At 56.6% G+C, this 23,679-nt stretch carries 22 protein-coding genes; 15 read left to right on the plus strand and 7 right to left on the minus strand.

Annotation, left to right across the window (positions count from 1 at the left end):
* Positions 1–15: 15 nt before the first annotated feature.
* Positions 16–1,434 carry an acetyl-CoA carboxylase biotin carboxylase subunit gene (locus BJL95_RS15430; RefSeq protein ID WP_071159144.1) on the minus strand — a complete coding sequence of 473 codons (1,419 nt, stop codon included), beginning with the start codon at positions 1,432–1,434 and terminating at the stop codon, positions 16–18.
* A gap of 404 nt (positions 1,435–1,838) precedes the next feature.
* Here BJL95_RS15430 and BJL95_RS15440 point away from each other — a divergent pair, with 404 nt between their 5' ends.
* The 3 genes from BJL95_RS15440 to BJL95_RS15450 all read left to right on the plus strand — a co-directional run bounded on the left by BJL95_RS15440 (position 1,839) and on the right by BJL95_RS15450 (position 4,565).
* Positions 1,839–2,282 (plus strand): hypothetical protein, encoded by a 444-nt coding sequence (locus BJL95_RS15440; protein WP_071159146.1) that lies wholly within the window; start codon positions 1,839–1,841, stop codon positions 2,280–2,282.
* A gap of 126 nt (positions 2,283–2,408) precedes the next feature.
* Positions 2,409–3,497, plus strand: a complete 1,089-nt coding sequence (locus BJL95_RS15445) for a GNAT family N-acetyltransferase (RefSeq protein WP_071159147.1) — start codon at positions 2,409–2,411, stop codon at positions 3,495–3,497.
* Positions 3,498–3,542: 45 nt separating this feature from the next.
* Positions 3,543–4,565, plus strand: coding sequence for a glycosyltransferase (locus BJL95_RS15450; RefSeq protein ID WP_071159149.1), 1,023 nt, complete (start codon positions 3,543–3,545; stop codon positions 4,563–4,565).
* A 6-nt stretch (positions 4,566–4,571) separates the two neighbouring features.
* Here BJL95_RS15450 and BJL95_RS15455 read toward each other — a convergent pair whose 3' ends face one another.
* A complete protein-coding gene (locus tag BJL95_RS15455; RefSeq protein ID WP_071159151.1) occupies positions 4,572–5,174 on the minus strand; it encodes an arylesterase in 603 nt (200 codons plus the stop codon).
* Here BJL95_RS15455 and BJL95_RS15460 point away from each other — a divergent pair.
* The 7 genes from BJL95_RS15460 to BJL95_RS15480 all read left to right on the plus strand — a co-directional run bounded on the left by BJL95_RS15460 (position 5,173) and on the right by BJL95_RS15480 (position 11,312).
* Positions 5,173–5,859, plus strand: a complete 687-nt coding sequence (locus BJL95_RS15460; RefSeq protein ID WP_064023871.1) for an ABC transporter ATP-binding protein — start codon at positions 5,173–5,175, stop codon at positions 5,857–5,859. The genes BJL95_RS15455 and BJL95_RS15460 overlap by 2 nt on opposite strands.
* Positions 5,856–8,342 (plus strand): ABC transporter permease, encoded by a 2,487-nt coding sequence (locus BJL95_RS15465; RefSeq protein WP_071159153.1) that lies wholly within the window; start codon positions 5,856–5,858, stop codon positions 8,340–8,342. The genes BJL95_RS15460 and BJL95_RS15465 overlap by 4 nt, the downstream gene beginning before the upstream one ends.
* A 250-nt stretch (positions 8,343–8,592) precedes the next feature.
* Positions 8,593–8,766: a hypothetical protein gene (locus BJL95_RS25230; RefSeq protein WP_168028434.1), complete on the plus strand. Its 174-nt coding sequence runs from the start codon at positions 8,593–8,595 to the stop codon at positions 8,764–8,766.
* A 164-nt stretch (positions 8,767–8,930) separates the two neighbouring features.
* A complete protein-coding gene (locus tag BJL95_RS15470) occupies positions 8,931–9,236 on the plus strand; it encodes a DUF1640 domain-containing protein (RefSeq protein WP_071159155.1) in 306 nt (101 codons plus the stop codon).
* Positions 9,237–9,399: 163 nt separating this feature from the next.
* On the plus strand, positions 9,400–9,660 hold the full coding sequence (locus BJL95_RS15475; RefSeq protein WP_071159157.1) for a type II toxin-antitoxin system ParD family antitoxin: 261 nt from the start codon (positions 9,400–9,402) through the stop codon (positions 9,658–9,660).
* Complete coding sequence (locus BJL95_RS26080; protein WP_217631692.1) at positions 9,657–9,863, plus strand: type II toxin-antitoxin system RelE/ParE family toxin; 207 nt, start codon at positions 9,657–9,659, stop codon at positions 9,861–9,863. Before BJL95_RS15475 ends, BJL95_RS26080 begins: the two co-directional genes overlap by 4 nt.
* 600 nt (positions 9,864–10,463) lie before the next feature.
* Positions 10,464–11,312, plus strand: a complete 849-nt coding sequence (locus tag BJL95_RS15480) for a DNA adenine methylase (RefSeq protein WP_071159158.1) — start codon at positions 10,464–10,466, stop codon at positions 11,310–11,312.
* Here BJL95_RS15480 and BJL95_RS15485 read toward each other — a convergent pair.
* The 4 genes from BJL95_RS15485 to BJL95_RS15500 form a co-directional block, all read right to left on the minus strand.
* Positions 11,274–12,275, minus strand: coding sequence for a hypothetical protein (locus BJL95_RS15485; protein ID WP_071159159.1), 1,002 nt, complete (start codon positions 12,273–12,275; stop codon positions 11,274–11,276). The two genes, BJL95_RS15480 and BJL95_RS15485, sit on opposite strands and share 39 nt — an antisense overlap.
* Positions 12,265–13,428: a ParB/Srx family N-terminal domain-containing protein gene (locus BJL95_RS15490; protein WP_139306280.1), complete on the minus strand. Its 1,164-nt coding sequence runs from the start codon at positions 13,426–13,428 to the stop codon at positions 12,265–12,267. Before BJL95_RS15490 ends, BJL95_RS15485 begins: the two co-directional genes overlap by 11 nt.
* A 282-nt stretch (positions 13,429–13,710) precedes the next feature.
* Positions 13,711–13,929 carry a ribbon-helix-helix protein, CopG family gene (locus BJL95_RS15495; protein ID WP_071159161.1) on the minus strand — a complete coding sequence of 73 codons (219 nt, stop codon included), beginning with the start codon at positions 13,927–13,929 and terminating at the stop codon, positions 13,711–13,713.
* Entirely contained in the window at positions 13,926–14,357 is a 432-nt protein-coding gene (locus BJL95_RS15500; protein ID WP_071159163.1) for a putative toxin-antitoxin system toxin component, PIN family, read from the minus strand. Before BJL95_RS15500 ends, BJL95_RS15495 begins: the two co-directional genes overlap by 4 nt.
* 517 nt (positions 14,358–14,874) lie before the next feature.
* On the opposite strand from BJL95_RS15500, the gene BJL95_RS15505 reads away from it, so the two are divergent.
* The 5 genes from BJL95_RS15505 (at position 14,875) to BJL95_RS15525 (ending at position 22,874) form a co-directional block, all read left to right on the plus strand.
* Positions 14,875–16,071 carry a PepSY domain-containing protein gene (locus BJL95_RS15505; RefSeq protein ID WP_071159165.1) on the plus strand — a complete coding sequence of 399 codons (1,197 nt, stop codon included), beginning with the start codon at positions 14,875–14,877 and terminating at the stop codon, positions 16,069–16,071.
* Positions 16,072–16,083: 12 nt separating this feature from the next.
* The gene (locus BJL95_RS15510) at positions 16,084–17,466 is read left to right on the plus strand and encodes an efflux transporter outer membrane subunit (protein ID WP_368086606.1); all 1,383 of its coding nucleotides are present in this window, start codon (positions 16,084–16,086) and stop codon (positions 17,464–17,466) included.
* Positions 17,463–18,629: an efflux RND transporter periplasmic adaptor subunit gene (locus BJL95_RS15515; RefSeq protein ID WP_071159167.1), complete on the plus strand. Its 1,167-nt coding sequence runs from the start codon at positions 17,463–17,465 to the stop codon at positions 18,627–18,629. The genes BJL95_RS15510 and BJL95_RS15515 overlap by 4 nt, the downstream gene beginning before the upstream one ends.
* On the plus strand, positions 18,626–21,730 hold the full coding sequence (locus tag BJL95_RS15520) for an efflux RND transporter permease subunit (RefSeq protein WP_071159169.1): 3,105 nt from the start codon (positions 18,626–18,628) through the stop codon (positions 21,728–21,730). The genes BJL95_RS15515 and BJL95_RS15520 overlap by 4 nt, the downstream gene beginning before the upstream one ends.
* A 202-nt stretch (positions 21,731–21,932) precedes the next feature.
* Positions 21,933–22,874 carry a competence protein CoiA family protein gene (locus BJL95_RS15525; RefSeq protein ID WP_071159171.1) on the plus strand — a complete coding sequence of 314 codons (942 nt, stop codon included), beginning with the start codon at positions 21,933–21,935 and terminating at the stop codon, positions 22,872–22,874.
* Positions 22,875–23,533: 659 nt separating this feature from the next.
* Here the strand turns inward: BJL95_RS15525 and BJL95_RS25950 are convergent.
* A complete protein-coding gene (locus BJL95_RS25950) occupies positions 23,534–23,659 on the minus strand; it encodes a hypothetical protein (protein ID WP_302848350.1) in 126 nt (41 codons plus the stop codon).
* Positions 23,660–23,679 lie beyond the last annotated feature (20 nt).

A 23,679-nucleotide genomic window follows, 5' to 3' on the forward strand; every position in this document is an offset into this window, starting at 1 on the left:
CGCTAGCTCCTCGGCTTACAGGCCGGTGTGGGACGCAACCACCGCCGCCAGCACGCTGGCGAGAATTTCCGGGCGGGGTTTGTTGGAGTAGTTGACCAATTCCGGATGCGCATCGACGAAACCGGTATTGAAGCGGCCGCGCCGAAAATCCGGATGGCGCAGGATTTCCAGGTAATAAGGGATCGTGGTCTTGATGCCGAACAAGCCCATGTCGCGCAACGCCCGTTCGCCGCGATTGAGCGCGTCTTCCCAGGTCATGGCACTGACGATGACCTTGGCCAGCATCGAATCGAAAAACGGCGGCACTTCGTAACCGGTATAAATCGCGGTGTCGGTGCGCACGCCCGGCCCGCCCGGCGCATAGTAGCGGGAAATATGGCCGAAGCTGGGCAGAAAGCTGTTCTGCGGGTCTTCGGCGTTCACCCGGAATTGAATCGCATAGCCGCGCCGAACGATCTCTTCCTGGCGGAAGCGCAACGGCAAACCGGCGGCGACGCGAATCTGCTCTTCGACGATATCGACGCCGGTGATGGTCTCGGTGATGGTGTGTTCGACCTGGACGCGGGTATTCATTTCCATGAAGTAGAAGCGGCCGTCGCGATCCAGCAAAAATTCGACGGTGCCGGCGTTGGTATAGCCGACCGCCTTGGCCGCCATCACCGCCAGACCGCCCAGATACTGGCGCTGGGCTTCGTCGAGTTGCGGCGACGGGGCGATTTCGATCAGCTTCTGGTTGCGGCGCTGAATCGAGCAATCGCGCTCGTAGAGATGGATGGTATTGCCGAATTGGTCGGCCAGGACTTGCACCTCGATATGCAGCGGATCGACGATGCATTTTTCCAAAAACACTTCGGCGCTGCCGAAGGCCTTGCCGGCTTCGGAAATCACCCGCGGATACTGCTGACGCAGTTCGTCGGCATGGTCGCAGCGGCGGATGCCGCGCCCGCCGCCGCCGGAAGTGGCTTTCAGCATCACCGGATAACCGATCGCGTCCGCCACTTGCAGCGCCTGTTCCACATCGGCCACGTTGCCGTCGCTGCCGGGCGTGACCGGCAAGCCGGCGGCCCGCATCGCCGCGCGAGCTTCGGTCTTGTCGCCCATCTTGCGGATCACTTCGGCGGACGGGCCGATGAAGACCAGGCCGCGTTCCTGGCAGGCGGTCGCGAACAGCGCGTTTTCCGACAGAAATCCGTAGCCGGGATGGATGGCATCGCAACCGGTGCGTAGCGCCAGATCGACCAAACCGTAGATATTGAGATAGCCGGCGACCGGCTCGCTGCCGATGCAATACGACTCGTCGGCCTTCTTGACGTGCAATGCAAAGCGGTCGGCCTCGGTATAGACCGCCGCCGAGCGGATACCCATTTCGGCGCAGGCGCGAATGATCCGCACCGCGATTTCGCCGCGATTGGCGATCAGGATTTTGCGTAGCATGGCGGCAGTCCTTGAGTTGGCGACCTGCCGGCTACTGTAGCAAGTTGCGCCGATCTTTCAACCGTATTTCCCTGGGGGATTTCCCTGAGATTCGGGACGTGCCGGGGCGGACCTTCGCGGCGATCAATGTCGGCGCCGACCGAATTGTTGTATGTGCAACAAGTGCCAGGCAATATTTGTCGGCAATCCAGCATTCGTCACGGCGAGTCCTTGAGCCAGTTCGCCGGAAGCCACGGTAAGCCTGAAAAAAATGGGCCATCGAGACTGGCATCTGGCGTGTTAGTTGCTAAACTACTGATCGGGATGGCGGTCGCCTGAGTCCGGCTTGTTGAAGCGGCCGATCGCGCGGGTTCGAAGGGGAAACACACGAGCCATCGGTTTTGGAATATTGATAGGGAGTTTATATGGAGAGCATCACGCGGTTTTCGACTGTTATTTTGTTAGTCTGTCCATTATGGGCGGACGCGGGTTTAGCGGCCAATCTCACGCCGGCCAACGGTAACGAAAGCATCGGTTTAGGCGGCGCCGCGCTTGCCGCCGACGCCGCGCCGCTTAGCGTCGGCGCCGCTCGGGATTTAGCGGAAGCGGTTTTCGAACAAGTTCGATTCGAAGCCGAGCAAACCTTGGGCGGCGCGATCACGGCAATCGGTAGCGTCAGTACTAGCAGTATCGACATCGACTTTCCCCTGTTACTGAATAGCGTGTTTCAACCCATCGTCGAGGAGACCCGATCTATCGATCTAAAAGGCGCGTTGCCGTCGGCCGCCTGGCTGTTTTTAAGCGGCATGCTGACTTTACTGGGCTTACAAAAACGGGCGGCCGTCGGCAAGCGATTAGCGCGAGCTTGAATGGAGAGCCGGACTTAAGGACTGGCGGCGCCGGCGCTGGCAAAGCCGCCGGGCTTCTACTATGATTGCCGGGTAGCGCGCGAGCCTTGGGCCGCCGCGTTTTCCGTCCAGTTTTAGAGAATCTCCATGTCCAAGCCCGATCAGGCAGACAATTTCAGCTATTCATTCATCGGTCCGGCCGATATTCCGGACTGCATTCAGGTGGTATTGAACAGTTTTACCGAGTTTCAGCAAACGCCGGAATGCGTCGGCGATTGGCTGGAGCGCCGAATTCTCAACAACCCGTGGCAGGCCGCATTTCCGGGTATCGGCGTCGGGGTCAGGGACCACGGTAAATTGATCGGGTTTCGGGCCATCTTCGCCCAGCCGTGGTGGCTGGACGGCCAATCGACCGTTATCGCCTTCGCCGCCAACACCAGTGTCGATTCGACCTATCGCGGTCGCGGTATAGGGACCGAGCTGATCGATCAATGCCGACAATTCGCGGCGATGACCAGCAGTACCTCGGCCGGCGTCGTTACCCAAAAAGCCTATCGGAAACTCGGGTACGCGGCGATCGGCGGCGACAGCAACGATTTTTTCCGTTTGCGGAGCAGCTTCAAGGCCTCGTGGCAAAAACGGGTCGGCACCTCGGCCGGCCGGATCATCGGCTCGCTGTTCGATCTCGGTTTGTCGCTTCGAGATGCCAAACTGCGCCGCGCCGGCTTCAAGCTGACCGAGGAAACCCGTTGCGGCGACGAGTACGACATATTGTGGAACCAGGCACGCGGCGGCTATGTCTCCTGTCTGGAAAGAAGCAGCCGGTATTTGAATTGGCGTATATTCGATTTTCCTACTTGTCCGTTGAAACTAATGGGTTTGCGCGACGCTAGCGGGCGATTGAGAGCTTACGCCGTCTGGCACCGGCAAGCCTTCGGCGACGGGATCGACATGGCGGTGTTGCGCGATGTGTTTTACCGGCTCGACGACAGCGAAGCCCTGCCGGCCTTGCTGTATCGTCTATATGCCTACTGGCGGGAAATCGGTATGACCTGGATCAACCTGGAGGTCGCGGCGCCCTGGCTGACGCCGGTGTTTCGCGACCTGGGTTACGAGGCCCTGCCGTCGCAGGGCAATCGTTACCATGTTTTTAGCGAGCCGCCGTTACCCGCCGCCGTAACGGAAGCTTGGTATCGTAGCGGACTCGACGGCGACTATTTCGACAATCCTTTGTAGCGGCGGAGTCGCTCCGATCAACCCCAAAAGGTAAGTGTGCAGCCCATGCAAAGACCAACTATAGCCATCATTTCCACGGTGTTAAACGAACGCGAAAGCATTCGGCAATTGCTGGACGCTTTCTTGCGGCAAAGCTTGCGCGCCGATGAAATCGTCATCGTCGACGGCGGCTCCAGCGACGGTACATTGGACGTGCTGAACGCTTACGCGGCCGAACATCGCAACGTTAAGTTCTTTGTCGAGCCGGGCGTCAATATTGCCCAGGGCCGCAATATCGCGATCGCCCGCAGCCATTGCGATATTGTCGCCGTCACCGACGGCGGTTGCCGGCCGGTGGACGGCTGGCTGGCCGCGCTGGTGCAACCCTTGCTGAACGACCCGAACTACGGCGCCGTGACCGGGGTCAGGAATGTCGAAAGCATCAACGACTTCGAGTTCTTCGCCGGCAAACTATCCACGTCGGGCAACGCCGCCAACGAGGAGGAACGAGTGTTTCACGGCCGGAATTCGGCATTCCGCAAAAGCGTCTGGCTGGCGGCCGGCGGTTATCCGGAATGGCTGTACACCGCCGAAGACACCTTATTCGCCCAGCGCGCCAAGGCCTTGGGCTGCAAGGTGGCGGTAGCGCCGGAGGCGGTGATTTCCTGGCGCCCACGACCGAATCTGAAAAAACTCGCCAAGCAATATTATTTGTACGGCAAGGGGACTGGGCGGATTGGCCAAACCGACTTGAAAACGGTGTTCTATCACTTGCGCAACCACGTGATCTGGATGCTGGCGCTGCTGCTGGGCTTCGGTTTCTTCGGTTTTTGGTTGATCGCGATGGCGGTACTGAGCTTCATGTTTTTCACGCTGGTCAATCCGGTCATCACCACCTTAAAGCGCAACAACCCCGACTTGCGGCCGAGCTATTGGTTTTACGTGCCGGTCATCGTCATGGTCCGCAGTTTTTGCAACAACCTCGGCCAATTGTCCGGCTATTGGGAATACCGCGGCGCCGGGGTATTTCGCGACAATCTGGAACGCTACCGTTCCGGCAATTGGAAGTCGCCGTTCATCGCCGGTTGACGGCGGCTATTTCAGCAACGGAAGCAAGGACGGCCAAATTTTCTCGACCAGCGCCGGTTGCGCGTCGGCGTTGGGATGCAGGCCGTCGGCCTGCATCAGTTCCGGTTTCAGCGCAATGTCTTCCAAAATGAACGGCACCCATGCCAACTGTAGCTCGCCGGCTAATTGCGGATAAACTTCGTAAAACATCTCGATATAGCGTTTGCCGTAATTGGGGGGAATCTTCATCGCCAGCAACAACACTTCAGCGCCGATGTGTCGCGAGCGGTTGACGATTTCGGTCAGATTACGCTTCATTTCTTGCGGCGACAGGCCGCGCAAGCCATCGTTGGCGCCCAACTCCAGCACCACGACATCGGGCTTGTGACGCGCCAAGATCGACTCCAAACGCGCCAAGCCGCCGGCCGACGTGTCGCCGCTGATACTCTCGTTGAATACCGCATGGGGGCTGCCGGCGTCGACCAGTTTTTTTTGCAGCAGCGCGACCCAGCCGAGCTGAACTTCGATGCCGTAACCGGCACTAATACTGTCTCCCAACACCACGATCGTCTTAGCCGCGGCCCCGGTGGGTGCCACACTTAATACCATCGCAAGGACCATTCCAGTCATGTCAATTAATCGCACAGCCGCTCTACCTGTCATTGTCGCCGAAGGTCTCGGCAAAACCGTTCCCACCTCGGATGGGGATTTGCATATCTTGGCATCGGTGAATTTAATCATCAAGCCGGGCGAAAGCATCGCGATCGTCGGCGAATCCGGATCGGGCAAGTCCACGCTGTTGAGTCTGCTGGCCGGGCTGGACACCCCGAGTAGCGGCTCGGTGATCGTTGCCGGCCGCGATTTGACCCAAATGAACGAAGACGGCCGGGCCGCGCTGCGCAACGAGTTGGTCGGATTCGTGTTCCAGTCCTTCCAATTGCTGCCGGCCTTGACCGCGCTGGAAAACGTCATGCTGCCGTTGGAGCTGGCCGGGAACGCGAACGCCGAACCGGCCGCCCGAACCTTGCTGGAGCGGGTCGGCCTAGGTAAGCGGCTGCAACATACGCCTCGGCAACTGTCCGGCGGCGAACAGCAACGCGTCGCGTTGGCGCGAGCCTTCGTCGGCCGGCCGGCGATTTTGTTCGCCGACGAGCCGACCGGCAATCTGGACAGCAACACCGGCGCGCACATCGTCGAATTGTTGTTCGAATTGAACCAGGAATTACACACGACCCTGATTCTGGTAACCCACGACATGAGCTTGGCGGCGCGTTGCCAGCGCACGATACGGCTGGAAGCCGGGAGCATCGTATGAAGCGCTTTCGCTTAGCGATGAAAATGCTGTGGCGCGACGGCCGTTCCGGCGAATTGACCCTGTTGGTGATGGCCTTGCTGATCGCGGTGACCAGTTCGACCGCGATTGCGCTGTTCGCCGACCGACTGCAGCGCACGATGACGCTGCAGGCCGCCGAATTTCTGGCCGGCGACCTAGCCGTCGCCGGCCCGGCCGCAATCGACCCCGCCTGGCTGGGCAAGGCCGGCGAACTGGGCTTGGCTCAATCGCAAACCGTCGAATTCCCAAGCATGTTGCTGGAAAACGGTGAAATGCTGCTGGCCTCGATCAAGGCGACCGGCGGCGGTTATCCGTTGCGCGGTTATTTGAAAACCGGCGACGGCGATTTCGATCATTTGAGCGAAGTCCACACCGGTCCGGAACCCGGCACGGTTTGGGTCGACAAGCGGGTGCTGCAAGCTTTGAAACTGGAACCGGGCGCCCGGCTGACCGTCGGAGAGGCCGTGCTGACCGTGACTCGAGTGCTGGGCTACGAGCCGGATCGGCGCGGCGATCTGTACAGTTTCTCGCCGCGAGTGATGATGGCGCTGGCCGATCTCGCCGCGACCGGCGTGGTTCAACCGGGCAGCCGGGTGCGCTTCGCGTATCAATTCAGCGGCGACGAGACGGCGCTGAACGCCTACCGCGACTGGCTGAAGCCGCAGTTGAACCCGTCGCAACGCCTGCTGGACGTGCGTAACGACAGGCCGGAACTGGATTCGGCGTTGAGCCGGGCCGAGCGCTATCTGGGGCTGTCCAGCGTCGTGGTGATTTTAATCGCCGGCGTCGCGATCGCGATGGCCGCCGGCCGCTACACCGAGCGGCATTTCAACGCTACCGCGCTGTTACGCTGCCTGGGCTGCAAGCAGGGTGAAATCGTGGCGCTGTACTTGGGGCAATTTTTAATGTTGGGTATCGTCACCAGCGGCAGCGGCGCGCTGCTGGGTTGGCTGGCCCAGCACGGCTTGTTCCTGATGCTGCGCGATTTGTTGCCGGCGCGGGTCGCCGATCCCGGCTGGCTGGCGGTCGGTTTCGGCTTCGCCACCGGCTTGGCGATTCTGCTGGGTTTTGCATTGCCGCCGCTGCTGCGGCTACGCCGGGTCGCGCCGCTGCGGGTATTGCGCCGCGATCTGGAACCGATGCCGGCCAGCGGCTGGCTGATTTACGGTTTGGCGCTGAGCGTGGTGGGCGCGTTGATCTGGCGCTATACCGGCGATTGGAAAATGACCGCGACGATACTCGGCATCGGCGCGCTGACCTTGGCACTGCTGGGCTTGTTGCTCTACGGCCTGCTGAGGGCCGCCCGCCGCGCGCTGCCGGCCATGAATCTGGGCTGGCGCATGGCCTTGCGCGGCCTGATCAGTCACGGCCCGGCCGGCATCGGTCAAATCCTGGCTTTCGGCGTAACCCTGGCGGCAATGGCCTTGAGCTTTACCGTACGGTCCGATTTGATCGCCGAGTGGCAAAAGCAATTGCCGGACCAGGCGCCCAACCACTTTGCGCTTAACATTCTGCCGGACCAGGTCGGCGGTTTTAGTGGGGACATCGCCGGCGTTGGCATCACCGCCAGCCCGTTCTACCCGGTGGTGCGGGGACGTCTAATCGAGATCAATCAAGAAGCGGTGCAGCGCCGAGTTAGTAAGGACAGCACCGGCGAAGCGGCGACCCAACGCGAACTGAGCCTGACCTGGGCCGAGCAATTACCCGAGGATAACCGCGTCGTCGCCGGCGACGCCTGGCGGGGCTTGGCGCCCGGCCTGGTATCGGTCGAACAAAAGCTGGCCGACAATCTGGGTATTCATCCCGGCGACCGATTGAGTTTCACGGTCGGCAGCGAGCGCTTGACCGCGACGGTCGCCAATCTGCGCAGCGTGCGTTGGGATACGATGCAGCCGAATTTTTACATGATTTTCTCGCCCGGCACGTTGACCGGCTTCCCGGCCACCTACATGACCAGCTTTTATCTGGACGAATCGCAAAAATCTCTGTTGACCGGTTTGGTCAAGCGCTTTCCGGCGACGACGATCCTGGAAGTCGATCTGTTGTTGAAGCAGTTCAAAACCATCCTGACCCAACTGACCCGCGCCATCGACGTCTTGCTGTACTTCGCGTTGGCCGCCGGGTTTACCGTATTGTTCGCGGCGGTTTACGCCAGCCTGGACCGGCGCATCCGCGAGAGCGCCTTGTTGCGCACGCTCGGTGCCGGCCGCGGCTTCTTGCGGCGCGGCCATTGGATCGAGTTCGCGGTGTTGGGCGGAGCAGCCGGCGTGCTGGCGGTGATCGCCTCGGAAGCGGTGTTGTTTGCTTTGTATAACCGAGTGATGCAGATCGAATACCGGCCCAACTTTACGCTGTGGCTGGCATTGCCGTTGATCGGCATGCTGGGCGTGGGTTTGGCGGGATTCTGGGGCGTGCGCGGCGTGGTGCGGCAAGCGCCGCTGACGGTTTTGCGACGCATTGATTGACCGCGAGAACGAGGCCTAAGCGTACTTGTCGTCTCCCAGCCGGTGACGCCATTCCCGGCCGTCTTTACAAGTTAATGACGGTTTCCAGCCAATCCTCAAGATATTAACAAGAGCGACGGTCCTTGTGGGAAGAATTTTGTTTCTTATTTGGAAATTTTAAATCTGTAAAAATGCGTATTGTAAATAAATCCGCTCAGGCCTAAAGTGAAACCAACTTCACTAACCGACTCGATGCAGTCTAGGAGCAGAAATGAAAAAGGCCGACTCTTTATACAGAGATATCGCGACCGGCGCGTTCTTTTCAGCCGGCATTTTTGGATTGGTGTTGGAGCAATGGCTGTTATCCATGGCCTTGTTCGGCGCCGCCGCTTTAGCCAGCAATCTGCAACCCGCCAAACCCGCGCGAGCGATGTCCCGGTTTTAGCTCGGGTGCCGGTCGAGCCGGCATCTTCGGAGCGCACGGACGCGCGAACGTCGGAAACCGCTAGACCGCAGTGTTCCGGCGTTGCTGTAAGTTCGTAGTACCTCCCGTTGTTAAGTGCTCTGTACTTCCACAGCCCCCGTCCGGGATCGGATCGGGGGCTTTTTTTGCGTCGGCGTTTTCGGCCGGAATCCGCCGATAGAGCTGAAGGTGCCGGCTTCAGCGAGGCGCAGGCGGAAATTATTACCAAGCTGCAAAAATTGGCGGTAGCCTCCACGCTTGACCGGGCAAAACACGATTTCGAGCTGGATAACCTAGTGACCAACCAATCGTTGGATTTACGCATTAAGGATGTCGAGCTAAAAATCGTCGAAACCAAACCAGTGCTGATCCGCTGGGTCGTTAGCGTCGGCCTGTTACAGACCGCGCTGATTGCCGGGTTGTTGCTAAAGCTTATTTCATCCGCTCCTTAAACGACATTACTGCGGCAACAGCCCTATCTCGCAGCATCTACCGGGTGCGCCAGTCGCGAACGATGCAGCGGATGCCGTTTACCGCCTGCTACTGACCTTAGACAATTGACAGCCCTATTTAAGACGAGTCAAATAACAATTAATAATTGTTAGGAGAGTTCTCATGCCCACCAGCGTCGCACTAAGCCCACATTTTGAAACCTTCATCCGTGACCAGATCGCCAGCGGTCGTTACAACAATACCAGTGAAGTGGTGCGTGCGGCCTTGCGATTACTGGAAGAACAACAGCAACGCCAGGCTTTACAACTGGAAGCGTTAAAAGCCGAAATCGCTGCCGGCAAAGCCAGTGGGCCCGGCATCCCAGCCAATAGCTTTTTCGCACGATTAGAAGCAAAGTACCAGCAACAAGCCGACAGCCAGTGAGCAAGCTGATTGTCACGCCACTGGCCAAATGCGACATCGAAGCGATCGGCGATTACATTGCCCAAGATAATCCCTGGCGCGCAGTCAATTTTGTTAGAGAGTTATTTGCTCAGTGCAAAACCATCGCTGGAAATCCGCTAGGCACCGTCTCCGTCCTGAGTTGGCGGAGGACCTCCGCTCGTGCGCCTATAGTAACTACGTGATTTTCTTTAGTGCGCTGAGCAAGAAGTGACCATTAATCAGGGTACTCCACGGCGCCCGTGACATTTCTGGGGAGTTCAGCGCGGATCAGTAGCAATTCGGTAATACGCGAAGCGTGTCCTGCCAAAAACTGCTTGTGTCAAGCTTTGCGGGCTGCAAACGATGCGGTGCATGTTGTTTACCGCATCCTTCAACTTTGTCAGATTTCAGGCTCCCACTTACCGAAGGCTGTCATTCCGGCATGGATTGCCGGAATCTAGCCGCCATGGATGATTCGAAGCTCGCCATCCATGGCACTGGATACCCGCTTCCCGGCGTGTATGACGGTCTTCTAATAATCTGACAAAGTAGAACTACGGCCCTGCCAAAAACTGCTTGCGTCGAGCTTTGCGGGCGCAACGGCCGCGAACGAAGCGATACACGTTGTTTGTTAACCGCACTTACTGCGATTAAAATTCTGCCATTCAATTAGCTATCGGTGCTTGATTGCAAGACCCGATCCAGTAATTCTGCGCTAACCTGGCCTCTTTTTTCGAAAAAAATTGAGCATCGCGTGTTTAATGTAAAATGATACATGATCTTGCAGCTTACTCTCTTAACTTATGCCCGTAACTTATTCGCCTTTACGATACCCTGGAGGAAAAACACAATTGTCCTCCTTCGTGGAGAGCCTTATTAAACATAACGGTTTGGTGGGGGGGGTCTATGTTGAGCCATTTGCTGGCGGAGCTGGCATTGCGTGGCATCTGTTACGGAATCATATAGTCGAAAACGTCGTTATTAACGACCTATCTGTATCGATTTATTCGTTTTGGTTTGCTGTTTTAAATCATACAGTAGACTTTTGTGAGATGATCGAATCAACGCCCATTACCATAGACCAATGGTATCAACAGAAAGATATTCAGCGGCAGCAGGTATCTGGACTTGAACTTGGTTTTTCCACATTTTTCCTGAATAGGGTTAATCGCTCAGGGATTATTAACGCGGGTGTTATTGGAGGCAAAGCTCAATCTGGTCTTTATAAATTAGATTGTCGTTTTAATAAGCTAGATTTGATAAAAAAAATTCAAAAAATAGCAAGCTACTCTAAGCAAATACAATTAAGCAACTTGGATGCGGGTGATTTTTTGGAGACTAAATTAACCGAGCTTGGAGATCATGTATTAATTAACATTGACCCCCCGTACTACAATAAAGGTAAAGAGTTGTATCAAAACTTTTTTGACCATGAAGATCATGTTCGTTTGGCAAGTATCATTGCAAATCTCGATCAACGTTGGATGCTAACTTACGATGATACGCCGGAAATTTATGAATTGTATAAGGTTTTCAATCCAGAATCTTTTTCATTGAATTATACAGCCCAAATCAAACGCAAAGGATCTGAACTAATTGTTTTTTCCTCTCGATTACGTCGTAAAAACAACATCGGGCAACTGATCGCCTAAGCAGTTTTTAACAAAATCCACTATTTTGTTGTTTTCATTCTTTCGATGAAAATTATTAGGCTTATTAAAACCCATTAATGCATAGTAAGGCAATCTCAATCGGTAATAGATGATACCGAATTGTTTGGTTAGATTAAGCATTACATGGTGCCGTGTTCCGCCGTATTGCTCCTCAATGCAGAAAGGAATAAACATTGCAGGTATTGGAGTGCTTTTGGGGGAGTCTAAGAAATAACTGTCTAGAAAATATTCTATGGCACATTTAATAGATTTTTGATTCCAGTTAGCCCCAGTTGCGACTTGGCCAAGTAAAAACTTTTTTCCAGGCAAGTGATCATTCATAACTTGCCAAGCAACAATGTCGACTTCGCCATCTTTTACTTTTGGGCTATAACCTAACTTGGTTTCGGTTAGAGGTGTTCCCTCTCCAAATTTTGCAAAGACGTCTCTCAACGCATCAAAGAAACCACTGTTTTCTGGTCTTGGAAATCCAAAAGAAAATGCATCATCCAGATGTCCTACAGCAGCATATACCGAAGCAATTTGTAGAAGGTCTCTATCCGCATTGCTCAGGTCAAAACTGTCTATATTGACACCGTCCGCTGCCCTATGAGAGATAATTAAACAGTACAGGTAAATCCACTGCCCAATGTTAAAAGAATTTCTTTTCAAGCAAATGTCTTTGTCATTGTGGCAAAGTGCAAAAGGGTAGGCTTCATTTAGTACTTTTGCCCGGTGGGCAATTTCGTCAATTACCCTCATCACTATTTCTTCGTTAAACAAATCCTGTTCGGCAAAGTTTTCATTTTCTTCGTCTTCATATTCCTCATTTAGGCTCGCTAGCTCATAAAGATTATAAGCGTGATAATCTGACTGTAACGCTTTGAATTCAACCCAATCCGTTAAGTTGCTAATAGTATCTTCAACTGGGGCTGTATGAGATGGAGTTATTTTAGTTGGCATTTGATAGCTTCTCCATGCTGTTAACAATGACTCCCAACATCTTTTCCATATTTTTAGCTAGATCAAATATAGCCTTTCCACCACTATAGCTGGATACTGTGCCTGCCGCTTTCTGTAGATTTGTATGTGATGCGATTAATGATTTTTCAAATAGTGCAGACTGAGATTCGGTTTCTTCTAGGGCGAGTTGTAAATTGTTGGTGTCTATTAGTTTTTGAATTGCAATTGGATGGCTTAATACGACTCCCAGTTCTCGTAAATGTGGATTTTGAGATTTAATAACTGAATCAATATTGTCACGTTTTGATCCGTACATATACTTTAATGTTTTTTCAAGCTTACCTAGATTCTCTTCTTTTACCGGGTTTTCTTGCATATCATCAGTCCAATCCTTGCTTAGCCCCAAGAAGCTCCTGTATTCCTTTCGATTCAATGCCGTATATAAATGGGAAAATCCAAATACACCGCGTTTTGCCCTGTCTGAAATATCGAATAACTCTTCTTCTTCTGCTTGTTCTAAAACTAACATGCCAGCAATTAAATCTTTAACTGTCTGGTTTTTATCCCCCACTTTTCGCGCGATTTCATCAATCGACATCCCTTGCTTAAACCAATTTGTGACAAACTTTGCCTTGGCAAAAGACGTCCACTTATGAGGACCATTGATATGTTTAAAGCCGATGTAAGCCTGAGCATCTTCCTCACAAGTTACCTCAATGGCCTGTATTGTTTTTATAGATGCTTCCACATCCTGAGGGAGAGGCCTATCAATATGATATTTTAAGGATGACTCAAGTTGTTGCGATAATATCGGATCTAGTAATAACTTAATAGCCGCTAATCGACGATTCCCTTCTAGTACACGATAGTTTTGATCTGTCGCCTTTATGACCACAATCGGCTCAAAATCGACAAAAGTATTTTTTAAGATTGAAATGACAAGTTCAGCAATATCCGCTGTTTCACACAAGTGTTGTATCACCGAAATATCGCCTGTGCTCCCCGATGATAACTCGCCAACTAATCTAGGGTTTTGAATATCAAAAAGAAGTTGGTCGGTTGGTATCTCTACCCGAACATGAGAACTAACGGTCATTGGCTTTTCTGTAGGTTGCAACAATTTTGGTTTGTTGGAGTGGATGTTATCTGGCAAATTCTGCCATTTTATAAGTGTTAAAAGTTAATTTTAGCAAGCGACTGCGAAAAATTTCCGTTAACTCTCGAATTTCGGCATCGATTTCGGCGTCCGATGATTTAACGGAATCGGTAATCGGTTTGCTTCCAGGGCGGCCATTGACGCGGATGCACTGCCTTTTGACGGTGGCGGGGATAAAGGGGTCAGGTCTTGCGATCAAACATTGCCAGTACTCAAAGGGTTGTCGAGCAATTAGCGTGCTACCAATTCGCCGTAATCAAAATTGCCGAACAGCACCCTTCAAAACCCCAGCGCATCCAATTCATCCAACAACCGTAAAGCCCGCTTAGGGTCGCCTCGCAGTTGGGCGGCTAGAAAGCGTTGTTTGGCATCCTCTTCCGCCAAGGCTTGGATGGATAATTCGAACATCAGCTTGTTGAGGCTGATGTCGCGGACCTTGGCTATGTTTTTCAGCCTTTCGGCCATATCGTCGGGCAATCGAATGGATAAGGTTGTCATGATCTTAATAACCTCAATATTTGCTCCGGTGTCACGACTTCGTAACCCAAACGTTTAAGCTCGGCATGGGCAAAGTCCGACACATTGTTGGTGATGATGTAAGCGGCACGAGCGGCAATCGCCAGTTCCACCAAATGATTATCCGCTTCGTCCTTTAAATTGGGCCGCCATAAGTAGCGGGCGTCGATTGCGGTACAAACCTGTGCAAAACCATCAAGAAATTCCTGCAAAGCCACCGAAGTTTGGTTGCAAAGAGCCTGAATCTTCGGCCGATTAAGAAGGTCTTGATATTCAAGGTAAAGTGCGTTGCCGACAAAGGGCTGTAAATCGCCTTGGAGGCAACGGCGAAGAACTTCTCGATTCGGTCCTTTACCGCCGATCAAGCCGGCAACAAGGACATTTGTATCTACAACCACTCTAATTGCCATGCAAAATTGCCAGCATATATGCACACACACCTATCCTAGCATATGCCTAAATTTTGGAAAGATTTTCGATCCCGCATTCAATGCGAACACCCTGCCCCTCGCGTCGCCTGAAAAATATAACCCTAATTGGACATACCAGCGCAGAGAGCAATAAACCGGCGCGATTTTCGGACGTGTGGGGAATGCCCCCCCCGCGGCGCTTCGAACAGTAATTTTCAGCCGAGAACGCGTAACGCGAAGATTCGGGCGAGCCTGTTCAGCCGGGTTATCGCGACATGCCGCCAATTTCGTCCCAGTCTTCGCTAACGGCGTCAACCTAGCGCCCAGACCAGTGAATCGGCCGGCATTGAGCCGATCGCCTCCGGTTCGAATGCCGCAAACACCCAGGCAAATTTCCCATCTTCATCCATCAATCCAAATAATCGGCTGTTTTGGTGGGGATTTTGCGGTCTCAGTCGTCTTATTAGATTGAGTGCCAAACTAACGGCTGGTAAGTCCGAATCGAAAAGGAGAGCTTATGAAAATTCGCCCGTTTTGGGTGCTGGTGCATCGTTATGCCGGCTTGGCGATGACCGCGTTTTTGATCGTGGTCGGTTTGACCGGCAGTCTGTTGGCCTTCTACGAGGAATTGGACGGCCTGGTCAGCCCGCACCTATACGCCGAACCCGCAGGGCGGCAAACTTTGCCGATTCCGCAGTTACTCGATAGCGCCGAACACGCCTTGGGCAGCCGCGCGCGGGTAGCCTCCTTGTGGCTGTCGCCGCGCCACGTCGATATCGGCGTTTCGCCCAACAACGACGCCCAAACCGGCCAGCCGCTGGCATTGGATTTCGATCAAGTGATTCTGGACCCCTACACCGGCGCGGAACTGGGCCGGCGGCACTGGGGCTCGATTACCGAAGGCATAAGCAACTTGATGCCCTTTATCTATAAACTGCATTACAACCTGGCCCTGGACGACATCGGCGCCTGGACATTGGGCATCACCGCGCTGGTGTGGACCCTGGATTGTTTCGTCGGTTTTTATCTGACCTTGCCGCGCGAGCCGCTAGCGGCTCGCGCGGCGGGCCCGTCGTTTTGGCGGCGCTGGCGGCCGGCTTGGGCGGTAAAATGGCGCGGCTCGCCGTTCCGCATCAATTACGACTTGCACCGCGCCGGCGGTTTGTGGGTGTGGATCGCGCTATTGGCTTTCGCCTGGTCCAGCGTGTACATGAACTTGGGCGATACGGTTTACGCCAAGGTGATGCAGACGGTCAGCGATTTCCGGCAGCCCTGGACCGACATTCCCGAATTGCCGCAACCCTTGCAAAACCCGCCGGTCGTGATCGGCGAGGCCTTTCAGTTGGCGGACGCCGCCGCGCGCAAAGCCGGGGCCGAGCAAGGCTTCGCGGTATTGCAACCTGCGGCGATCTGGTATAACGCCGGCCGAGGCTTTTACGTATACAGCGCGCGTAGCGACCTGGATTTCCAAGACAAGGGCGGCCAATTGCGGGTGGTGATCGACGCGGTCAGCGGTGCGCAAAAAATGCTGCTGTTGCCCAGCGGCCAATACAATGGCAATACCATTACCGCTTGGCTGGCGGCCTTGCACATGGCCAACGTGTTCGGCATGCCCTACCGGATCTTCGTGTGCCTGCTGGGTTTGACCATTGTGATGCTGTCGGTCACCGGCGTGGTCATCTGGTTGAAAAAGCGCCGCCCTAAAACTCATTAAATCGCTCATCGCTTGATTCGAATACCGAAATTCAATGTCCGCCGCGCAGCGCTGGTCGGCAGTCTGGCCGGCGTGCTGAGCGCTTGCGAAACCGCGCCGGAACGCGATCCGGCCGCGTTGACCTTGGCCGTGCCCGCGCAGTGGCGAGAAGCGGCGAGCGTGCAGGAACCGGTAGCCGGCTGGCTGGCCGGTTTCGGCGACGAGCAACTGAACGCGCTGATCCGGGTGGGGCTGGCCGAGAATTTCGACCTGCTGTCCGCCGCCGCGCGGGTCGATGCCGCGCGCGAACAAGCCGTGATCGCCGGCTCCGGTCGCTGGCCGCAACTGTCCTTCGTTCCCGGCTACCAGCGCGGCGACGCCGACGGCCGCCAATCGGTGGAGTCCGGCGCCTTCAGCGCGCTGTTCAGCGCCAGCTGGGAGCTGGACGTGTGGGGTCGAATCAAGGCCGCCCAAATCGGCCAGGAGCGCGAGGCCGACGCGACCGGCGCCGATTACGCCGCCGCCCGCCTGTCGCTGGCCGCCGCGATCGCCCAGACCTACTTCGAATGGCTGGAAGCGCAATGGCAAGCCGAAGTCGCCGCCCAGTCGGTCAAGGATCGCCGCGTGATCGTCGATTTGATCCGCGGCCGTTTCAATCGCGGTCTGACCCGCGGCCTGGACTTGCGTCTGGCCCTGACCGATCTGGCCAACGCCGAAGCGCAATCGGCCAGCGCGCTTAACGGCGTGCAGATTCTGGCCAAGCGCTTGCAGAGTCTGATCGCCCGCTACCCCGACGGCGAATTGGCCGGCCGCAGGGCCTTGCCGGAAACGCCCCAGGCCTTGGCGGTCGGCCTGCCGGCGGAATTACTGACACGCCGCCCGGATATCGCCGCCGCGTTTCGGCGTTTGGCGGCCGCCGACGCCCGGCTGGAAAGCGCGCAAAAAGCCTTGCTGCCGCGCGTGACGTTGACCGGCAGCGGCGGCACCAGTACGCCGGCCCTGGCCGACATCGTCGATCCGCGCTCGGCGGCCTGGAACTTGGCGGCCGGTCTGGCCCAACCCTTGTTCACCGGCGACCGCTTGCAGGCCGACATCCGTCTGAACGAAGCCCGCGTCCGCGACGCCTACCAGCAATACCAAAGCGTGGCGCTGAACGCGTTTCGCGAAGTCGAACAGGCACTAGCCGCCGAGGCCAGGCTGCGCGACCAGGAACGCGCGCTGCGCGAGGCGGTCGAGCAAACCGAAGCCAGCCGCAAGTTGGCGGTATATTCCTATCAGCAAGGTTTGATCGAAATTCTGACCTTGCTGGACAGCTACCGCAGCACCTTGAATGCGCAAAGCGCGCATCTGGCGGTGCGGCGGCAGTTATTAACCAATCGCATTAACTTGTATTTGGCCTTGGGCGGCCCTGTGTGAACGAAAAATCCCGATGGTTACCACTGATTTTGCCGGCCGTGGTGCTGACCGCCGCGGTCGGCGCGGCCTGGGCGATGATCGCGTTGCGACCCGGCAGTCTGCCGGCCCCGGCCGAGCCGCCGGTACCGCGCGTCGAGGTCATCAAAGCCGAGCCGCAAACCTTGAAATTGAAAGTGCATTCGCAAGGCGTGGTCGCGCCGCGCGAGGCCATCGACTTGATCGCCCAAGTCGCCGGCAAGGTGGAGAAGATGCACCCGGCCCTGGTGTCCGGCGGCTTCTTCAAGGCCGACGAGCTGCTGGCGAGCATCGATCCGCGCGACTACGATTACGCCATCGTCGCGACCCAGGCCAAGATCGCCGAAGCCAAACGGGTGTTGATCAACGAACGCGCCCAGGCCGAGCAAGCCCGCAGCGAATGGCAGGCGCTGGGTGAGGGCGAAGCCAGCGATCTGGCCTTGCGCAAACCGCAGCTGGCCGAAGCCGAGGCCAAATTGCAAGCCGCCGAAGCCGACCTGGCCAAGGCCAAGCTGGACCGTAGCCGCTGCGAAATCCGCGCGCCGTTTTCCGGCCGGGTGCTGAACAAGCAAGTCGGCCGCGGCCAATTTCTGCCGGCCGGCGCGACGATCGCCCGAATTTACGCCAACGACATCGCCGAAATCCGGCTACCGGTCGGCATCAACGAACTGGCGTTTCTGGATTTGCCGCTGGGTCAATCCGGCCGGGCCGCGCAATGGCCGGCGGTGACCTTGAGTGCCGAGGTGGCCGGCCAGCCGCAAACCTGGCGGGGGCGCATCGTCCGCGGCGAAGCCGAGCTGGACAGCAGCAGCGGCCAATTGTTTCTAGTCGCGCAGGTCGAACAACCCGATAACAGCCGCGACGGCGGCGCGCCGCTGCTGAGCGGCTTGTTCGTGCAAGCCGAAATCGAAGGCGTGGCTCGGGCCGGACTGTACGCCGTGCCGCGCAACGCCTTGAACAATCTGGGCCAGGTCAAATTGGTCGATGCCGAACAACGCCTAACCTTCCGCGACGTAGAACTTCTGCGCGGCGAGCCCGGCCGGGTCATCGTCAAATCCGGCCTGAACGCCGGCGAGCGTATCGTGGTTTCGGACATGCCGATGCCGGTGGCCGGCATGCGGGTCGAAGTCTCGGCAGAACGGCCATGAGCCGCTCGCAAGGCGCGGCCCGCCGGGGCGGGGTCTTGGCCTGGTTTGCCGGCAACCCGGTCGCGGCCAATTTGCTGATGCTGCTGATTCTGGCCGGCGGGGTGATCGGCATGCTGGACGTCGACAAGGAAGTGTTTCCGCGCTTCAGTCCGCATCAGATCGAGATCGCCACCACCTTCCCCGGCGCGGGACCATCCGAAGTCGAGGAATCGGTGTGCATCCCGATAGAGGAAGCGATTCAGGACTTGCCCGGTATCAAGCATTTGCACGGCGAAATCCAGGGCGATACCTGTCTGGTATCGGTCGAAATTCGGCCCGACCGGGATCGCGAACAAATGATGGCCTTGTTGCGCGCCAGGGTGCAAGCCATTCCGCGTCTGCCCAAGCAACTGGAAAAAATCGACGTACTGCCGGCCGACCGCAAGGACGACGACGGCGTGATCTGGGTGGCGCTGCACGGCGACACCGATGCCTTCAAATTGCAACAGTTCGGCGACCGGATTCAGCAACAGCTGTCGACCATCCCCGGCGTCAGCCGGGTGCGCAATTACGGCGAACGGGCTTACGAAATCGGCATCGAAGTCGCGCCGGAACAAATGCGCAAATATCAATTGACGCTGGACGAAGTCACCCAAGCGGTGCGGGTGGCGTCGGTCGACCTGCCAGGCGGCCTGATCCGCAATCCGGACGGCGAATTGCTGCTGCGGGTGGCTGGTCGGGCCAAGGACGCCGACGCGGTCGGCGCGCTGATCGTCAAGACCCTGCCTGACGGCAACCGGCTGCGGCTGGACCAGATTGCCACGATCCGCGACGGCCTGGAGGAACGCTTGTACGACTGGCGCCACAACGGCGAAACCGCGCAGGGCTGGGAAATCCACACCGAGCGCGACAGCGTGGCGGTGGCGCGCAAGGTCAAGGCTGAAATCGAGGCCATCCGCGCCGGTCTGCCGGAAGGTTTGCGCCTGATTAGCTGGTGGGACGATTCCCAGGCCTACGACGAGCGCATCGGCACCTTGCTCGAAGACGGCCTGAGCGGCTTTTTGCTGGTGTGTTTGGTGTTGACGCTGTTCCTACGGGTGCGGGTAGCCTTGTGGGCCGGCGTCGGCATTTTCACGTCGGTACTGGGCGCGTTCTGGCTGATGCCCGCGCTGGATATTTCGCTGAACATGCTGTCCTTGTTCGGTTTTTTGCTGGCGATGGGCGTGTTGGTCGACGATGCGATCATCATCGGCGAAAGCGTACACAGCCGGCAGATCGAAGGCGGCGAAACCCCGCTGCAAGCCGCCGTCAACGGCGTGCGCGCGGTGGCCTTGCCGGTGACCCTGTCGGTGTTGATCGTGTTGGTCGCGTTTCTGCCGGGCTTGTACTTGCCGGGTTGGGCCGGGCAAATGATGCGGCCGATCTGTCTGATCATGATCCTGACGCTGGTGTTTTCGCTGATCGAGGCGCTGCTGATCCTGCCCTCGCATCTGGTCGCGCCGGTACAGACGCCGGCCTCGGGCAACGCCTTGCACCGGCTGCGCGCGCGGCTGAACGGCGGCCTGGACCGTTTGGTCGAGCGGGTTTACCGGCCGCTACTGGCGGCGGCCTTGCGCTGGCGCTATCTGACCGTCGCGCTGTTCGCGGCCCTGCTGATTATTTGCTGGGGTTTGGTCGCCAGCGACCGGGTCCGTCAATCGATCAATCCGGACGTGTCCAAGGACAGCTTTTGGGTCTCGATCCGGCTGCCGCAAAGCGCGCCGTATAGCGAGGCGCAAGCCCTGGCCACCCGCGTCGAAAACGCCTTGTTTGAATTGCGCGACGAACTGGACGGCGTGCCGCCCGGCGCCGGCAAGCGCGACCACGATCCCGAGAATAGCGTCATTGTCGGCGTCGAAACCATCGTCTGGGAACACGGCGGCGGACTGTGGCTGGAATTGTCGGCGGCGGGCCGCCAACGCATCAAGGTCGAGGATTTCATCCGCGACTGGCGCAAGCGCATCGGCGAGATTCAAATCGGCCAGGTGGATTTCATTTTCAAGGAAGGCGACGAACCCTACGACCTGGAGCTGACAGTCGGTGCGGACAATCCGGCCCAACTCGGCCCGGCGGTCGAACAACTCAAGCAACAAATCAAAGGCTTTCGCGGCGCCTACGACGTGATCGATTCCGGCGAGCCCGGCAAGCCGGAAATTCACTTAACGCTAAAGCCCGAGGCCGAACGGCTGGGCATGCGCCTGGAACAACTGGCCGAGCAGGTCCGCAACGGCTATTACGGCGAGGAAGTGCATCGCTTCATGCGCGGCCGCAAGGAAGTCAAGGTGATGGTGCGTTTTCCGTTGCGCGAGCGCCGCTCGCTGGAGCAACTACAAGCCCAACCGGTACGGCTGCCCAACGGTGCCAGCGCGCCGCTGGCGAGCTTGGCCGACGTCGAAGTGCTGCAAGGCTACGCCCGCATCATTCGCGAGGACCGGCAACGAGTGCTGAAAGTCCAGGCCAGGGTCGATCCGACCGTGGCCGACGCCAACGAAGTCTACGCGGTACTGGAACGCGACGTGTTCCCAACGTTGGAAAGCCGCTTTCCCGGCCTGAACGTTAAAATTGGCCAGCAACGCCAGGAGCAGAAAGAGCTGCTGGCCGCATTCGGCAAAAACACGCTGATCGCGCTGTTGGTGATCTACGCCTTGATCGCGGTGCCGTTTCGCTCTTACGCCAAACCGCTGATCTTTCTGCTGGCCGCGCCGGTGGCCTGGTGCGGCGCGGTGCTGGCCCACTGGGCGGCCGGCCTGCCGCTGTCGATGGAATCCTTGGTCGGCATGATCGCCGCTAGCGGCGTCGTCGTTAACGACAGCCTGGTGTTGCTGGACTATCTGCGCCAGCACGACGGCGACGAGCGGCCGGTGGACGTGCTGATCGCCGAGGCCTGCTGTTCCCGCTTCCGGCCCATCCTATTGGCCTTCCTGACCAACTTCGCCGGCTTCCTGCCCACCCTGCTGGAAACCAGCCCCCAAGCCCAATTCCTGATCCCGATGACGCTGTCGCTGTCCGCCGGCCTGCTGATCGGCATGGCCGCCAGCTTGATTTTGACCCCGGCGTGTTATGCGTTGTTGGGGGAGAGGTGAGTTGGGGGCTGCGCACCGGCCTGCGCGCGGTTGCAGCCTACCGTTCAATCTGATTCAATGCCGGCAACTTGATGTAGACCTACTCTATCTACTTGGCTCCGATGATATACGGAAGGAAAACTCCCATGCTTATCAATAAACTATTGTTTCGGGGATCGTTTTTTGGTGGATATACGGAAACCATCTAATAACTAGTTAGCCTATGAATAATCGTAATCCGGCAGATCACATACACCGCGAGGCAGTGGAGGTAGGATGCTATGGCCTGGTTGATGGCTTTGCCGTGATTCGCAATTCCGGCAAGAGAGTGCATGTTGAGGAGGTTACGAGAGCAGACGGCCCATTCATGTGTGCGAGTTGCTTCTCAGATGCGGTCAGGAAACACTACGCCGAAAAGAAGGATCATTTCGCGCATAAAGCGCCTACGACCAAGGTCATCGGTCACAATGAGTCCGCACTCCATCGGGAATGCAAGCTAGAAATATTTGAAGCTCTCAAGCACGAAATCCCCGACGGGCATTGGGTGTGCGATAGCGTGCGCATAAAAGCAGATAAGACGAAGAAGCTACCTGAATTGCAACCGGACATTGGCGGCCGAATAAACGGCAAGCGAGTTGCGATAGAAATCCAAGTGAGTGCACTGACATTGCCTCAGATCGTAAAGCGCGTAAAAGGGTATTCCGGGCGGGGGGTGGCGATTCTATGGATCGTTCCTTTGAAGGAACCACTTCCAGAAGGTTTTATTAGTCCGCGACTGTATGAACGATATCTCCACTCAATATACTACGGTCGGACGTACTACTGGATGAAAGGCGATGGGCTTATGGTTACACCCGTCCACTACGGATTGGCCTGGCGTCACGTTCCTTATTCAGAGTGGTACGACGTTGAACTCGCCGAGCAGAGGGATGCAGGCGGTTATGACGTTCCCTTTAAGAGGGTGCGTACTCCTATGCCACATCCAAAAATCAGTGTTGTGGAGTCCTTTTATCACCATCGCAGAGACGAGTTCGTTCCATGGAACGAGCTAAAGGCGGTTCCTGAATCGTACATCTTTCGGGATCAGCTCGGGGCATGGTGGGACGAAGCGAAAGAAGAGAAAGTCCTTCGGAAGTACTACCGCGAGAAAGAAGATAATGGCTAACAACGCCATCAACACGGACAGCCAAAAGCGCCGCTCCTTCGTCGTACCACTTTTGGCTGCCGGTTATGGCGAGCGTTAGCAGCTGTGAAAGCACACGAGCTGAAATTTAGTGGAGCGCTTATCGAGAGAGGCTTTTGGCTCTATGTCTGGCGTGTATCGCATCAAAACCAGCAAGCCGCGTAGGGTACGCACCGCGTACCTTTCCTTCGCCGCGATAACAGCCTGTAGTCCGCATCACGTAATTTTCTGTCTTCATCTCCGGACTCCTCTTAAGGTACACGTTGCGTACCCTACATCTGCCTAGTCGTCGCTACGGCGTTATTGGAAGAAGCTGATTCGAGATAAAGCAAGCCTCGATGGAATCGATGAGTCGAAGACCAACATCCTTTCAAGTGCTGGTGTTGGTTTGATAACGGAATGACCGACACCCTCGATTCCGCTAACGCTCCATTGAGGCTACGCAAGCCCAGTCCGCCCGATAGCCCGTAGGTCGGGTTAGCGCAGCGTAACCCGACCCAAAACCGGCTAGACAAGCGGCGCTTAGCCGTTCAATTCCGGAATGTCGGCGGCTAAGCGGGAGCGCAACAAACTTAGCTGCCTTTGCAATTCGTCTTCGGCGTCGCCGATATTTTTAAACGCCTGCAACACTTTTTGATCGTTCAGTGCGCGTCCGGATAATGTGCTTCGACGAAATCCAGAATTTCGGCGTCCATTTCGCTCATGCTTTTGACCATTGCGTCCAGCTTGTCCAATACCGCACGGAGTTCGTTTAAATCTTTAGCCATAAATCTCTCGTTAATTTAGA

Origin of the sequence: Methylomonas sp. LWB (assembly GCF_001856095.1) — a bacterium.
Lineage (GTDB): Bacteria > Pseudomonadota > Gammaproteobacteria > Methylococcales > Methylomonadaceae > Methylomonas > Methylomonas koyamae_A.

What these genes read in the sequence shown, in the direction of transcription:
- BJL95_RS15445 (WP_071159147.1), top strand. Translation starts at nt 2,409, where the DNA reads ATGTCCAAGCCCGATCAGGCAGACAATTTCAGCTATTCATTCATCGGT.
- BJL95_RS15485 (WP_071159159.1), bottom strand. Translation starts at nt 12,275, where the DNA reads ATGCCAACTAAAATAACTCCATCTCATACAGCCCCAGTTGAAGATACT.
- BJL95_RS15495 (WP_071159161.1), bottom strand. Translation starts at nt 13,929, where the DNA reads ATGACAACCTTATCCATTCGATTGCCCGACGATATGGCCGAAAGGCTG.
- BJL95_RS15460 (WP_064023871.1), top strand. Translation starts at nt 5,173, where the DNA reads ATGTCAATTAATCGCACAGCCGCTCTACCTGTCATTGTCGCCGAAGGT.
- BJL95_RS15465 (WP_071159153.1), top strand. Translation starts at nt 5,856, where the DNA reads ATGAAGCGCTTTCGCTTAGCGATGAAAATGCTGTGGCGCGACGGCCGT.
- BJL95_RS15500 (WP_071159163.1), bottom strand. Translation starts at nt 14,357, where the DNA reads ATGGCAATTAGAGTGGTTGTAGATACAAATGTCCTTGTTGCCGGCTTG.
- BJL95_RS15505 (WP_071159165.1), top strand. Translation starts at nt 14,875, where the DNA reads ATGAAAATTCGCCCGTTTTGGGTGCTGGTGCATCGTTATGCCGGCTTG.
- BJL95_RS15520 (WP_071159169.1), top strand. Translation starts at nt 18,626, where the DNA reads ATGAGCCGCTCGCAAGGCGCGGCCCGCCGGGGCGGGGTCTTGGCCTGG.
- BJL95_RS25230 (WP_168028434.1), top strand. Translation starts at nt 8,593, where the DNA reads ATGAAAAAGGCCGACTCTTTATACAGAGATATCGCGACCGGCGCGTTC.
- BJL95_RS15440 (WP_071159146.1), top strand. Translation starts at nt 1,839, where the DNA reads ATGGAGAGCATCACGCGGTTTTCGACTGTTATTTTGTTAGTCTGTCCA.
- BJL95_RS15525 (WP_071159171.1), top strand. Translation starts at nt 21,933, where the DNA reads ATGAATAATCGTAATCCGGCAGATCACATACACCGCGAGGCAGTGGAG.
- BJL95_RS15480 (WP_071159158.1), top strand. Translation starts at nt 10,464, where the DNA reads ATGCCCGTAACTTATTCGCCTTTACGATACCCTGGAGGAAAAACACAA.
- BJL95_RS25950 (WP_302848350.1), bottom strand. Translation starts at nt 23,659, where the DNA reads ATGGCTAAAGATTTAAACGAACTCCGTGCGGTATTGGACAAGCTGGAC.
- BJL95_RS15430 (WP_071159144.1), bottom strand. Translation starts at nt 1,434, where the DNA reads ATGCTACGCAAAATCCTGATCGCCAATCGCGGCGAAATCGCGGTGCGG.
- BJL95_RS15450 (WP_071159149.1), top strand. Translation starts at nt 3,543, where the DNA reads ATGCAAAGACCAACTATAGCCATCATTTCCACGGTGTTAAACGAACGC.
- BJL95_RS15455 (WP_071159151.1), bottom strand. Translation starts at nt 5,174, where the DNA reads ATGACTGGAATGGTCCTTGCGATGGTATTAAGTGTGGCACCCACCGGG.
- BJL95_RS15475 (WP_071159157.1), top strand. Translation starts at nt 9,400, where the DNA reads ATGCCCACCAGCGTCGCACTAAGCCCACATTTTGAAACCTTCATCCGT.